The sequence below is a fragment of the Paenibacillus sp. FSL E2-0201 genome (assembly GCF_037963325.1).
Classification (GTDB): Bacteria; Bacillota; Bacilli; order Paenibacillales; family Paenibacillaceae; genus Paenibacillus_AQ.
In genome coordinates this window covers 1,009,881-1,023,359 of record NZ_CP150154.1, presented here as the reverse complement: position 1 = coordinate 1,023,359, position 13,479 = coordinate 1,009,881, and the positions used below count along the sequence as shown (strand labels likewise).

The following is a 13,479-nucleotide window of genomic DNA, read 5'->3' as shown; positions in this document are numbered from 1 at the left end:
TTTTGCGATTCATAAATATAAACTTGCAATTGTTTTCATTTACTATTAAAATTATAGTAACTTAATAATATTCACTAATTATAGAACGATCACAATATAACTTGCTCACATTCAGCATTTACACGGAGGTAATTTCACATGACTTTAACATTAAAAGGACTGCACCACGTATCCGCAATTACAGGCAAAGCGCAGGAAAACTTCAAGTTCTACACCGAAGTCCTTGGACTGCGTCTCATTAAAAAGACAGTAAATCAGGATGATATTTCAGTGTACCATTTATTCTATGGTGATGAGAAGGGTAATCCCGGAACCGAATTAACTTTCTTCGAACTCCCGATGGCGGGCCGCAACCGTGAAGGTAATAACAGCATCTCCGCGCTCTCTCTTCGAGTACCGAGCGATGCCGCACTTACCTATTGGGAGCAACGCTTCACTGAGCTTAACGTAGAGCACGGAACGATTCAAACACTCGGCGGTCGCCAGACTTTATCCTTCCGCGATCACGAAGGGCAACGTTTCATTCTCGTATCTGACGAAAATGATTACGGTGTAGCCGGCGGAACGCCTTGGGCCAAAAGCCCAGTACCTGCTGAGTACGGGATTATCGGTCTAGGTCCCGCACATCTTACTGTTGAAAGTGCAGAGCATACAGCGGTTGTACTGGAGCAATTGCTTGGCTTCCGCCGCAAAGGCACTTATCCTTCAAGCGTAGCGGGCCAGCCAGATGTGCTCGTATTCGAGACTGGAGAAGGCGGATCGGGCGCAGAAGTTCACCTGGAGGAACGTAATGATCTAGATCAGGAGCATTTAGGACGAGGTGGTGTGCACCATGTCGCATTCCGCGTGGATAATGAGGAGGAATTGAAGCAATGGGTCGAACATATACGCACAGCTCAGCTTCCTAACTCCGGATTCGTGGATCGTTTCTACTTCCGCTCCCTTTATTTCCGTGAGCCTAACGGTATTCTTTTTGAACTGGCTACTGACGGACCTGGTTTTGCTACTGATGAACCGATGGAAAGTCTTGGCGAATCCCTTGCCTTGCCACCTTTTCTTGAATCCAAACGCGAGCAAATCGAAGCTTATCTTAAACCGCTGAATACTCGGCAGTAAGATTCTTCAGTTCATTTAACAAAAGGTGTGAGTCGCATATGCGCTCACACCTTATTTTTTCATTAAAGATTAGCTGTCTTCCCTACAATGTCTAATAGCTCCGACAGATCTCGAATTTCATATTTCGGTTGAACAGCCGATGTGTTCTCTTTACCCAACGGGTTAAACCAGCAAGTATCGATCCCATAATTGATTCCGCCTTGGATATCAGAGGTTAAGGAGTCACCAACAATCAGCACTTTTTCCTTATCCGAAATCCCCAATTTAACAAAAGCATAATCAAAAATCCCTGTCTCCGGCTTCTGACAGCCAGCCTCCTCAGAAATAATGATCTGCTCAAATGTTTCATTAAGCGGCGAACCTTGAATTCTGGAGGTTTGCACTTCTTTAATTCCGTTCGTGATGATTGCTAATCGGCAGTCCGCAAGTTCCCCGCACAGCTCAATCGCTCCCTGAATCAGAAAAGTTCCCTCGCCTAAGAAACGTAGATAGGCTTCACTAAAAGCCTCAGGATTCAACTCCAGCGCATTTGCAGCAAATAACCGATTGAACCGTTCCACACGTAATGCCGCCGAACTAATCTTCCCTTGCTCCAAATCCCGCCACAGCGCATGGTTGATCTCCTGATAACTGGCAGCATAGTCCTTAGCACCTGTTGGCAAACCAAAGTGTAAGAATGCGTTAGATAGTGCGTGGCTTTCTGCCATTCCGTAATCAAACAGTGTATCATCAGCATCGAATAAAATAACGTCGTATTCCATACAATATCCCCCAAAACTCTTTTCTCAAAAAGGTACTACAGTGATACAATCAAGTCAACTTATCAGTCAGACGACAAAAATTTACTTTTTTAAGGTAGTTTTAAGCGAACTGTGTTATTTTAAAAAGAAAACGGTGGTGAGCGTCATATTATACGTTTTATCGTTTCTAATGTCTTTTTCTATCGTATACTTTCTAATTCCGCCGCTCGGCAGACTGGCTTTCCGGCTTGATTTTGTGGACAAGCCTCGTCAAGACGTTGAGCGTAAAATCCATAGAGAACCTATACCGCTAACGGCCAGTTACGCCATATTCATCGGATTCTTTATCACTTATCTGGTATTTGCCCGTGAATTCTCCATGGAGACCGTCGCACTGTTTGCAGGAGGCGTGCTGCTGCTAACCATAGGTACCATAGATGACTGGTACAAAACAAAAGGTAAAGATTTCCCGGCACTGCCAAAAATGATTGTTCAGGTTAGTGCGGCTGTCCTTGTATATCTTTCTGGCAACGCATTTACAGGCTTCTACAACCCCTTCTCAGGGGATTATATCGTTCTACCCGTAGTATTACAGTTTCTGCTGACGATTATCTGGATCTTTGGCGTAACCACTGTCATTAATTTCTCGGACGGCATGGATGGTTTGGCTGGTGCTTTGACTGCTATTTCAGCTATAACACTATTTATTGTCGCATTAACTAAGGGGCAATCCTCTTCTGCGATTATGGCGATTGCACTCGTCGGCGTTACCATTGCTTATCTACGCTATAATAAACCGCCTGCCAAAATCTTTATGGGCGACGCCGGGGCAACCTTCCTCGGTTTCATTCTTGCGGTAATAGCACTCGACGGCGCGTTTAAGCAAGCCACAGCCCTGTCGCTATTCATCCCGATTCTGGCGCTGGGCGTTCCGATCTTCGACAATATTTTCGTCGTCGTCAAGCGCTTTATCCAAGGCAAGTCTATTTATCAGGCTGATGCTACCCAGGCTCATTACCGCCTGCTCCGTGCAGGTCTAAGCCAGAAGCAAGTCGTTGCCGTGTTATGCTTGATCAGCGTTTGTCTATCTTTATCCTCTATCATTCTGTTGTTGATCGAGATTTGATGTATTGTTAGCGAAGGAATATCGTTATAAACAAAGTATCATCAAGAAGGCCATTGAAGTAATAAAAACGAGCAAGTTTCCAGTATGGAGACTTGCTCGTTTCTTGTTTGAAGCTACTTGAAGAATCCGGATTATTATGGTCCTCGGGATCTAAGTTGGGCTGTGGTGCGTACGCCGATCTAACTAACCTTGGGGCTGTCTGACCCAGGAAGCGTTATTCGTCGACGATTCCCTTCCAATAACGACACCTGAGTCCGTTAGCTACACTCGCAAATTCTCAATTCAATGATTCCACTAATCGAACCTCCACTTAGTTCACTAATCAATGTTCTACTCAGTGTATCTACTCATATCCCAAATTTAACTCCCTGCCTACGCATCCAAACACATCACATCATCTCAGATGTCACTTTCTTGCGTAAACTCAGCCAATCTACTGTAAATGCGAATGATCTCATCCATCGGCATTCTAACCAATCCACTGGAAGAGGGGGCGACGAATTCACGTACACCATCTACCGTAGGAGACACATCTCCCTGGAATCCCCAATCGACTTTTTTTCTCCGGCTAAACTCTGTATATACACCTTTTCCAACGAAGCAAGCCACCTGTGGGCGATATAACTCCAGCTTGGAGCGAAGCAATTCGCGACCCTCATTATATTCCTCACGAGTAATATCATCGATTCCGCGTGTAGGCCTAGCAACAATGTTCGTAAAACCATAACCCAGCTTAAGCAGCTCCCCGTCCTCAGAAGCGTCGTACAACCGAGGCGTAAGTCCCGACTGATGCAAGATTCTCCAGAAATTATTACGCGGATTTGCGTAGTGATGCCCCACTTCACCTGAGCGGATACTCGGGTTAAAACCTATAAATACGATCTGTAGTCCGTGATCTAAATGATCTGGAATTTGATCCATGTGATTTTACCTCCTACCAAAACAACGCTCTTATTTCCCTATTGGGTGTAAATACTAAGACAGGAAGGCGGAACTGGTGCCGCCAGCCAGACCTCATTACCTGCATAATAAAAGGTTACACCCATTTGACCAGCGCTAATCGTATCAACAGTCAGCAAAATCAATTTCCCTCTACGACTTCCAGCCAGACTGGCAAAATGTGTCCCCTCGGACAAATGAACATACTGCCGTCCCATTGGTCGGAGTCCTTCCTCCATAATGACAGGAAGCGCACCAGAGTGGGTACCGTGATATAGCGTAGGTGGAGGAGTCCCCGGCTCATAAGTGATTTTCGTATGGCTATGCCCATACCGCGCTTTGATTCGTTCACCTTCAATTTCAAACCGTTGCTTCTCACAGCCTGCAACCACTTGCCGAATATCTCCCGCAGTTACCTCAGACCATCTAGGAGACTTCACAAGCACGGACAGCAATTCGTCTAACGTACAGGAACCATCCTCAGGGTCCAAAATAAGGCCATACTGCTCTGGAGTATGCCGGAGCAATTTAGTCATAAATTTACTTAACGACACTTCTGTAGCGTTGCTCAACATTATATTACCACCTCTATTCACAACTCATTTCTATTCTTCTACAGCCGCATTCCGGAGCTTCTCCTCCATTTCCATTATCCACGAGGTAACATCTCGCCCTGATCTTTCAGCCTCACGCAGCTTTCCCAATAGATGTTCCCGATCTAGTAAAGCAGCTTCAGCGACATGGGCATTTTGGGAGGAAATCAGCTCGCGTGCTTTCAAGTTACACGGTACGATCTCCGCGTCTAGGAGCAGCAAATCGGTGTTATTGTTCGCAAAATAATTCGCCGTACGAGATCTTCGTTCATCCTGCGTAACACTTCCGATTCAGTATCCCTATCAAAAAAAGCTCGGCCTGTACGTGTATAAATCGTGCCTAGCGTCGGTCTGCCCATATGTTTTTTCTCCGCAATCATTGTCTTAACAACCTGCACCTGCCGCCTTGATGATTAATTGCATAAACTTCACCTCTCCTTAATTAACAATTATTGAAATTCTGATTTACCAGCTCCACTGCCCCGTTTCCCCCCAGACCTCTATCAGTGCTGATCGGAACAAGACATCTAACGCTTCATCCATAACACCTACGCTCTGTTCAAAAGCAGAAGCAACCGCCTCGTAATGAGCAATTCTCTCCTCCAAATAAGTATTGATTACATCCAAGCGCAGCTCCAGATTTAGTTCCTCACCTGACATTTTGCGAGATAACAGGTTCTGAACGGTTTCCTGTAATTCAGAACCATGTGGAATCAGATCCTGTACAAGAATGTTAAAATCGAGTGGTGGCACTTCGTTATATTTTTCAATCCAAGCGCATGCTAAGAGTGGTCTTAATACGTAAAAATATTTCTTAATTTTAACCTCACTGCGTTGCAGATAATCCCGGTAATTTCCTCGCGCCATGTTCAAATAGTGGTAAATGCATGATTTTGGCGAAAAGCTTTGTGGTGAGAGTGCACGGATCCTTTCGGCTACAGCGTATTGCTCTTCATAGCGAATCGGTGATTCTAACCATTCCAACAGAGGCGGATTAGATTTCCGAAATAGATTAAGCCCCTTCTTCAAGTCCCAACCGTTAATATCAAGCATCTCACTGATCGGCCGCTCTATTACATCTCTGTGCTCAAAAATGGATAAATACGCCTCAGGTCTCCGTATGTATAGGAATCTAACATCATAATCACTATCCTTGGATGGAAACCCCCAGGCCCGGCTACCCGATTCACACGCATACAGAATGCGAACATTTTCTTCAGATTCGATAGTTCGAAGCTGCTGAATGACCGATTGATGAATTCCCTTCATCTTAATTCCTCCCTTTTAACTTCTGAATATGCAAAAAAGACCACGGACTCCATCGTCCATGGTCGGGCTTCAACCTGATTACAGTTATATTTACCGGGTAATAATGAAATGTTATTTAACCGGAAATGAATACACTGGTTCTGAGGTTGACCTGTAAGCCAAGGTGAGAGATGGACGAACATATGAGAAAACATTATACAAAAACGAAAGCTGATTATTCATATTCTCATTCATCTGTCCTTACCCCCTGATCATTTTGTATACACTCAGTTCCATTTAATACCTAACATATCTCCAAAAGCATAATCTAACTATCCAGTTTCTGTCAACCAGTAGTCTTTTCTCTGTAGTCTTCTACTTACCACTATCCCTTACCTTATTTCAGTAATGCCTTCAATTCGGACGTCATTTCCGATGCTTTTAACATTACGAAATCACTATAACCCTCCTTGTATAGCAATTTCACAAGATAGTTGCCATTCTCTACTCCATAATTGAAACGTTGATCCAAAATATCCGCTAATAGCGTCTTATCCTTCGTAACAACTGTACGATTCTTTTCACGTGCAAGCACTACTCTTTGTTCAGGACTGGTAGGATTCTTAGGTGTTTGCTTATCCATAAAGTCATCTTTTATTATCTCTGCCGATTGTATATCTTCAGCGGTTGTCCGGATTTTATCCGCATATCCTTTATCAATCATCCATTTCTCTAACTCATGAAAAGATGACTTCCACGGATAATAATAACCATAACTTGAAGTTGGCTGATTACTTTCCTCTTTTACCTTTACCTCTGTTTGGATATTAGCCACATCAGGTTTTCTGTCCTTGTCTATCTGTACTTCGTAGGACATATTCAAAATTTCACGTTTAATAATCGCCTTTAGCTCTGTAATTTGTAAAGGATCAGAGACCGCCACCTTCTTATTCCTGTTGGTAATCCACATATAATCCAGATCTCTATCTAACAGAGTTAAATTATACTTTTCTTCCTTGAAGTCCTCGGTCTCCTTAATCGTCTTAAGCTCTGCTTCGAATCCCTTGTTAGGAATCCAGTATTCCCTCACTAGCTTGTCACCGTTCTCCAATTGATAGGCCAGAGTAAAATATTCATAAACGTATTGTTGTGAATTAAGCTCTGGGCGTACTGCAACTACCGCTTGATGAAGTTTACGGACAGCTTCTATATAATCTTTATTATTGGAAAATGGGTCCTGCCCCATATAGGGTGTAGTGTACAAATCATCCGTTGGGGTATACATCCGATAGTTAGATCCCATATAAACACCGCTAATCTTATCACTAGAAGGCACTCTAGCTTCATACCCGGTAACACTTGATACTGGGATATACACAAGCAGCCCTAACATTACTGCATAAACTGCAAACTCGGCTACCACTTTACGCGTCATAATCTGCCAAGTTTTCCGAATAATCATTTCTGCGGCAACATAACCAATAATGGCTCCAATGGCATATCCACTAATCACCCAGCCCATTTGCTGTTGCTTCATTTGCGCAAAATAATTACCGGAAATAAGCATGGCACATAACATAACCCCTGCTTTAAACAGCGGGTTGAAATATCCAAAAGCGATAGCCTGACCAGCTTTTTCCGTATTACGTTTACGGTATAAAAGATAGGATAGTCCAATAAACAAAAGTGACAATACACCATAAACCCATAATTCTGTATTGGTGAATGGTTTGCCGGTATAATAATATACAATATGAACAAACGGAGACCACATCTGCAAACTAGAATCACGTAAGTTTACATTTGCATTCGCATAACCATAAAGATACATGGCTAAATGACTATTGATTAATGAAATCAGTACAGCAGGCAGAATAAGCAAAATATAAATGATAATTCCCTGAAGAATAGATTGACCTGTGCATATTCCCACAAAAACACTAAAGCAGAAGAGAAACAAAGTCAGAATACTAACTGTGATACACCATTGCCAAATATCTGCACCCTGAAAAATATAAAAATTACCACTCCATGACTTAACAACCGCAACCACCCCAGCAGTTACCCAAACCGGTAGCAACAGTAAGGTAAGTCCACTTGTCAGATGAGCTGTAAATAAATGCTCTCTGCGTAAAGGCAAGCTATGCCAAAGATCTGAGGGTGATTTCGCCTGAAGGTATCTGAATAAGAATAGTCCGGCCGCAACAGGGATCGTAATAATGAACAATGCTTGCACACTACCAGCGATTCGAAATAAATGATCAATTTCCTGCGGCTTTGCATTCGGATTGTTGCTCATGAAGAGCTGCAATGGAAGTGCGAACAATAAGCCAAGTGCATATATAATCCCTATCCAGCCGTGCTGGCGGAAGTTTTGACGAAAAACACTGCTATTAAAGTAGTAACGGCTGCGCGTCATATCCGACATCCCCCATTTCATAAATAAAGATCTCTTCTAACGTCAATGGAAGCAAATCGAATACGTATGGCTCGTATACCTGAAAAGCCGCTTTGATCCGTTCACGGTCCCCTTTTACAATGAATAGGTTCACACTTCCCCGGCGCTCTTGATGCAGAATTTGCAGCTTCGCTGCTAACGGAATTTCATGCCGTTCATCTCGGAATGCCACTTGAATCTTATGTGTATCCGCCTTAAGATCATCGAGATCCTTCTCAATCAGCATTTTCCCGCCGTGCATAATTCCGACATGATCGCACAGGTCCTCAATCTCACGAAGGTTATGCGAAGATATGATTACTGTCAACTCGCGTTCAGCTACCTCCTGAAACAGCAGATTTTTGATCTGACGCCGCATGACCGGATCTAACCCGTCAATCGGTTCATCCATAATAAGCACATCCGGCATACAGCTTAAACATAACCAGAATGACGCTTGCCGCTGCATTCCTTTGGAGAAACGACTAAGCTTACGCTTCTTATCGAGCTGAAATACAGTTCCCAAATCTTCAAAACGCTTCTGATTCCAACTCGGATAGATCGAGCGATAGAAGGCTGCCATTTGCAGCATTGTAGATTGCGGGAAAAAGTACGGAGAATCCGGCATAAAAATAACCCGTTGCTTAGACTTCGGGTGTTCGAACACCACTTCACCATCCACCTTCACAGTCCCTTTATTTGGAGAGTAAATGCCCGCCAAAGTCTTCAGCAGCGTAGTTTTACCCGCGCCATTAGACCCGAGCAGCCCATATATGGTTCCTTTATGTACTGTTAAAGAGATATCGTCGACTGCCTTCTCGCCTTGAAATAACTTGCTGACTCCTCGAATCTCAATCATCGCTCTTCCCTCCTTCTCTCTGCTTCCCCACTTGTTCGTACAATGAACTAATCTCAGCTGCGGTGAATCCAAGGTATACCGCTTCCGCCATCAGTCTGAGCAGCGCATCTCGGACTTCAGCTTTTTTGGCCTCATTTTGTTCTTTTTTCATCGGGGCTACAAAACTGCCTTTCCCCTGCAATGAATAGATATACCCTTCACGCTCCAATTCACGATAAGCCTTCTGAATCGTATTGGGATTCACGGTTAGCTGTTGGGATAATGTCCTTACCGAGGGCAGTTGTTCATCAGTCTGCAAAATACCATGTAAAATCATCTCCTTGACCTTGTCGGTCAGCTGCTCATAAATCGGCTTGCGACTGCGAACATCCAATTCGAACATAATCTTCCTCCTCCCACTATCTTACAATAAACCCATTATGACGCGTGTTAACTGTACTACTATTATTAATACAGTTTGTTCTTTATGTCAACGCAAAAAAACCCAGCAGTTATATAGCCACTGCGGGGATTTTTTCTCATAAATAGACAATTTATCAGCTGAGGTATTCACACCCTCGATTCTTGGCTCAGAAAAACCCGGGTTCGCTCCTGCTGCGGATTGTCAAAAATCTGCTCCGGTGTTCCAGACTCCGTTATCTCACCGTTATCCATGAATATCACACGATCCGCTACGTCACGAGCAAAGTTCATCTCATGAGTGACAACAATCATCGTCATCTTCTCCTCAGCAAGCTGACGGATAACACGTAGCACCTCGCCTGTAAGCTCGGGATCAAGCGCGGAGGTGGGTTCATCAAATAATAAAATATCCGGATTCAGCATTAACGCTCTCGCAATGGCAACCCTCTGCTTCTGTCCACCGGAGAGATTAGCAGGATACACATCCGCTTTTTCAACAAGACCTACCTTAGAGAGCAAGTCCTTGCTTCTAGCCGTAATCTCCTTCACGCTCTCCCGCTTCAGCATCCTTGGAGCTAGCTCTAGGTTGCCCCGCACCGTTAGGTGTGGAAATAAGTTAAAGTGCTGAAACACCATTCCCATGGACGCCGTGATCTCACGAATATTTGCTCCACTAGCGTATTTCCCATTCTCAACGAGCGGCTTGCCTTGGATCGAGATGCTTCCGCCTGTAACTTCCTCTAGATGTACTAAACTACGTAGCATCGTACTCTTACCTGAACCCGAAGGCCCGATAACAGCAATAGCTTCACCCGCCTCGATATTGAAACTAACCTTCTTTAATACATCCAAATTGCCGAAGGATTTCTGTAAATCCCTTACTTCTATCATGCTACTCATATTCGGACAGTCCTTCTACTCAAATTTAAAACGTTTCTCCAGTGCTTTGAAGAATAAAGTAAGCACCAGCGTCATCAGTAAGTAAATCACTCCCGCTACTACAAAGGGAGTTACTGTAAAGTCTCGATTTACTGCTGTTTTGGCATAGTTCAGTAGCTCAGGTACAGCAACGGCATACAGTAGTGCCGTATCTTTTACTAATGAAATCGATTCGTTGGCCACAGCTGGCAAAGCTACTCTGAACATTTGTGCCAGAATTACCTTACGCAGCGTTTGCCATTTACTCAGTCCGAGCACCTTAGCTGCTTCATGCTGCCCTTTATCAATGGAGAGCATGCCCCCACGGAAGATCTCTGCAAAATATGCTCCATAGTTAAGAATAAATCCAAGACTCGCAGCAACGAAGCGATCCATAACCAGATACTGACCAATCACCGGAATCTGTGGTAAGCCAAAGCAAAAAAATAACAATTGCAGTAAAAGAGGGGTTCCCCGCATGACATAAATATAAGTATGTGCTATCCATGCCAAGGGTTTGATCACACTCTTCGCCATCAAAGTGACTAGGAACCCGAGCGGAATCGACACTAAAATAACAATAAGGAACAATAAAATAGTTGTACGCGCGCCTTCTAACATCGGCCCGGAAATTTGTATAATATAATCCATTTTTATTTCTCCAATAAACTCTGTATATTGACCTTCTATTTCAATACCTTATTTTCACCAAACCACTTTGTGGAGATCTTCTCAGCCGTTCCATCGTTGTTCATTTCATCCAAAGCCTTTTGAAGTTCTTCTAGCAGGGCTTCATTGCCTTTCTTTATTCCAATACCGTACTGCTCAGGAGCAAGCGATTCATCTAGCAGCTTAAAGGTATTCGGCTCTTTTGACATATAATATCTAGCTACAACTTCATCAATCACAACACCGTCCAGACGCTTAGTCTTCAAGTCAGTGAGCGCTAGGACGTTATCCGGAAATTCCGACAGATTAGCAATTTGGTCTTTAATCGGATTAGCATTTAAAGCATCGGAAGCGGAGGATAGACTTTGAAGCCCTACCTCTTTACCAGCCAAATCCTCAAGCTTTGAAATAGAGGAATCCGCTAATACGACTACTACCTGACTATTCTCAAGATAAGGCTTCGTGAATAATACCTTTTCCTTGCGTTCATCTGTGATGGTATAGCCATTCCAAATCATATCAATACGACCACTATTCAGTTCTGACTCCTTAGCGGACCAGTCAATAGGCTGAAAAGTAATTTCTTTACCCATTTTTTCAGCTGCAGCTCTGGCGTAGTCGATATCAAACCCAACAATTTCATTGTTCTCATCTCTAAAGCCCATCGGAGCGAACTTATCATCAATCCCGATCACCAGCTTTCCATCCTTACTCCCAGAAGATGAGCAGCCTGATAAAGCTCCAATTACCATGATCATAAATAAGATTAGCAATGCATTTTTCTTCATCTCTTTTATCCCCCATCGTTGACACAACTGCGTGTGCTTTAGTTCGCTAATACGTTATCAGAGTATCATGATAACACGACAGATTAACTACGTCGATAGATTAGAGAAGCCTACATGTGTCAAATCTACAAAGATTCAGACAACAAAAAGAGACGACAGATTAGATCTGTCGCCTCAATGATAGGAATCATTTGATCTTAGTATCCAGAATTAACGTTTATCATTCCAGAAGTTGTTAGGTTCCATATCCGAAGTAATAATATGAAACGCATAGCCTTCTTTCTTCAGCGTCTCTAGGATGCGTGGAAGAACTTTAAGTGTAGCCTTTTGATCATGCATTAGAACCACTGGGCTGCTCTTCTTCAGATTATGAACCTCTCTCATAACCGTATTATAGATGGAGTTACTATCATTCTTAAATCTCCAATCCTCAGAGTCAACGTTCCAATCCCACAGATGATATCCTTGTGTTAGTATCTTATCTCTATAAGATTTGGTTAAATAAGGTTTACTACCATAAGGTGTGCGAATCAATGTTGTACTTTTACCCGTAATCTTCTTCAGAATGGCATTATCGTCATTCATTTCTTTTAACGCAGAAGCAGGAGAAGCATAAAATTTATCTTTCACATGTGTCATACCGTGTAAACCAGGTGCATGTCCTTCCTTCACTAATCGTTTCACTTGAGACGCATGTGCGTTCATGTTATTTCCTAGCATGAAGAACGTAGCTTTCGCATCATACTTAGCTAAGATATCAAGTAGTTGAGAGGTTGTAGCGGATGGGCCATCATCAAAGCTAAGATAAACAACTTTACCGTTCGTGCCTGTAGTTACATTTTGTTGCAAAGCTTTTTTATGTTGATTCACAAATGCAGCGTCGTCTAATTTAGCCCCGGAATTATGAACTCTTAATAAAGATTGAGCTGGTTTAAACGAAATTGAGAATCCAAGATAAGTTGTCATTTTCACCGGAACCATAGTTCTTCCATTTTTAATAAATGTATTCAGGGCGATTGTCTTTCCATTAGGAAGAAGAGCTGTTGCGTGATCATTCAGCAGTTTAATAGATCCATTATTTCCCTTAACATTAATGCCATCGCCCTGAGCGATTAGATGAAGATTCAGTTCCACAGACAAATCACGTAACGGAACAAAATATGTATCTTTTATCGACACTGCATCAATGTCAGTTAATTTATCATTTACACCTAATTTCAGGGATCCTGCACCAGCAGCATCTACTGAATCTATTTCTCGTACCAAACCAGTACATACGAACAATACTATAAATAATAGCCACACTTTCTTTTTAAACATCTCAAAAAATCTCCCATCTCGTATATTTATCTATAACATTACCATAGATTAATAGAAAGAAATTTGAGAGATTGTAACTTAATACATAATAATTTGTTACCCTTTTTGACACTCACAGATATTTCGACATTTTTCGCAAATGACGTATTCTAACTAATTCCTAACACACCAACAAAAATGGTTAAATTCCAGTCCTTTTGCGCAAAATAGATGTGTCCAAATTAGCAACTTTAGTAAATTATTGAACAAAGTTTGAACGGATTTAAATAACCAGCAAACGCCGTGGCTACAGTGATCTTTATCATATCATTAGGAACTTGTAAC

13 protein-coding genes and 1 pseudogene are annotated in these 13,479 nt (G+C 42.7%); 2 read left to right on the top strand and 12 right to left on the bottom strand.

All coding sequences use genetic code 11. The features are described 5' to 3' along the window. The first annotated feature begins 138 nt into the window (after nt 1-138). Nucleotides 139-1,116 (top strand): ring-cleaving dioxygenase, encoded by a 978-nt coding sequence (locus NSU15_RS04490; RefSeq protein WP_339289368.1) that lies wholly within the window; start codon nt 139-141, stop codon nt 1,114-1,116. Nucleotides 1,117-1,178: 62 nt separating this feature from the next. Here the strand turns inward: NSU15_RS04490 and NSU15_RS04485 are convergent, their stop codons facing one another. Then, the gene (locus NSU15_RS04485) at nt 1,179-1,877 is read right to left on the bottom strand and encodes a YjjG family noncanonical pyrimidine nucleotidase (RefSeq protein WP_339289366.1); all 699 of its coding nucleotides are present in this window, start codon (nt 1,875-1,877) and stop codon (nt 1,179-1,181) included. A gap of 169 nt (nt 1,878-2,046) precedes the next feature. Here NSU15_RS04485 and NSU15_RS04480 point away from each other — a divergent pair, with 169 nt between their 5' ends. Continuing rightward, nucleotides 2,047-2,982, top strand: a complete 936-nt coding sequence (locus NSU15_RS04480) for an MraY family glycosyltransferase (protein WP_339289364.1) — start codon at nt 2,047-2,049, stop codon at nt 2,980-2,982. A gap of 399 nt (nt 2,983-3,381) precedes the next feature. On the opposite strand, the gene NSU15_RS04475 is transcribed toward NSU15_RS04480, so the two are convergent. The 11 genes and pseudogenes from NSU15_RS04475 to NSU15_RS04425 all read right to left on the bottom strand — a co-directional run bounded on the left by NSU15_RS04475 (nt 3,382) and on the right by NSU15_RS04425 (nt 13,155). Beyond that, nucleotides 3,382-3,903 carry a mismatch-specific DNA-glycosylase gene (locus NSU15_RS04475; RefSeq protein WP_339289362.1) on the bottom strand — a complete coding sequence of 174 codons (522 nt, stop codon included), beginning with the start codon at nt 3,901-3,903 and terminating at the stop codon, nt 3,382-3,384. 38 nt (nt 3,904-3,941) lie between these two features. Then, nucleotides 3,942-4,496 carry an RNA 2'-phosphotransferase gene (locus NSU15_RS04470; RefSeq protein ID WP_339289360.1) on the bottom strand — a complete coding sequence of 185 codons (555 nt, stop codon included), beginning with the start codon at nt 4,494-4,496 and terminating at the stop codon, nt 3,942-3,944. 30 nt (nt 4,497-4,526) lie between these two features. Then, nucleotides 4,527-4,873: pseudogene (locus NSU15_RS04465) on the bottom strand (hypothetical protein). A 106-nt stretch (nt 4,874-4,979) separates the two neighbouring features. Beyond that, a complete protein-coding gene (locus NSU15_RS04460; protein WP_339289358.1) occupies nt 4,980-5,783 on the bottom strand; it encodes a nucleotidyltransferase domain-containing protein in 804 nt (267 codons plus the stop codon). Nucleotides 5,784-6,159: 376 nt separating this feature from the next. Further along, nucleotides 6,160-8,181: a hypothetical protein gene (locus NSU15_RS04455; protein WP_339289357.1), complete on the bottom strand. Its 2,022-nt coding sequence runs from the start codon at nt 8,179-8,181 to the stop codon at nt 6,160-6,162. Further along, nucleotides 8,156-9,058 carry an ABC transporter ATP-binding protein gene (locus NSU15_RS04450; RefSeq protein WP_076119848.1) on the bottom strand — a complete coding sequence of 301 codons (903 nt, stop codon included), beginning with the start codon at nt 9,056-9,058 and terminating at the stop codon, nt 8,156-8,158. The genes NSU15_RS04455 and NSU15_RS04450 overlap by 26 nt, the downstream gene beginning before the upstream one ends. Next, nucleotides 9,051-9,440 (bottom strand): GntR family transcriptional regulator, encoded by a 390-nt coding sequence (locus tag NSU15_RS04445; protein ID WP_076119847.1) that lies wholly within the window; start codon nt 9,438-9,440, stop codon nt 9,051-9,053. The genes NSU15_RS04450 and NSU15_RS04445 overlap by 8 nt, the downstream gene beginning before the upstream one ends. A gap of 167 nt (nt 9,441-9,607) precedes the next feature. After that, nucleotides 9,608-10,360: an amino acid ABC transporter ATP-binding protein gene (locus tag NSU15_RS04440; RefSeq protein ID WP_339289355.1), complete on the bottom strand. Its 753-nt coding sequence runs from the start codon at nt 10,358-10,360 to the stop codon at nt 9,608-9,610. 15 nt (nt 10,361-10,375) lie between these two features. Next, nucleotides 10,376-11,035: an amino acid ABC transporter permease gene (locus NSU15_RS04435; RefSeq protein WP_339291245.1), complete on the bottom strand. Its 660-nt coding sequence runs from the start codon at nt 11,033-11,035 to the stop codon at nt 10,376-10,378. Between the two features lie 29 nt (nt 11,036-11,064). Beyond that, complete coding sequence (locus tag NSU15_RS04430; RefSeq protein WP_042124381.1) at nt 11,065-11,835, bottom strand: amino acid ABC transporter substrate-binding protein; 771 nt, start codon at nt 11,833-11,835, stop codon at nt 11,065-11,067. A 210-nt stretch (nt 11,836-12,045) separates the two neighbouring features. Further along, nucleotides 12,046-13,155 (bottom strand): polysaccharide deacetylase, encoded by a 1,110-nt coding sequence (locus NSU15_RS04425; protein WP_076119843.1) that lies wholly within the window; start codon nt 13,153-13,155, stop codon nt 12,046-12,048. Nucleotides 13,156-13,479 lie beyond the last annotated feature (324 nt).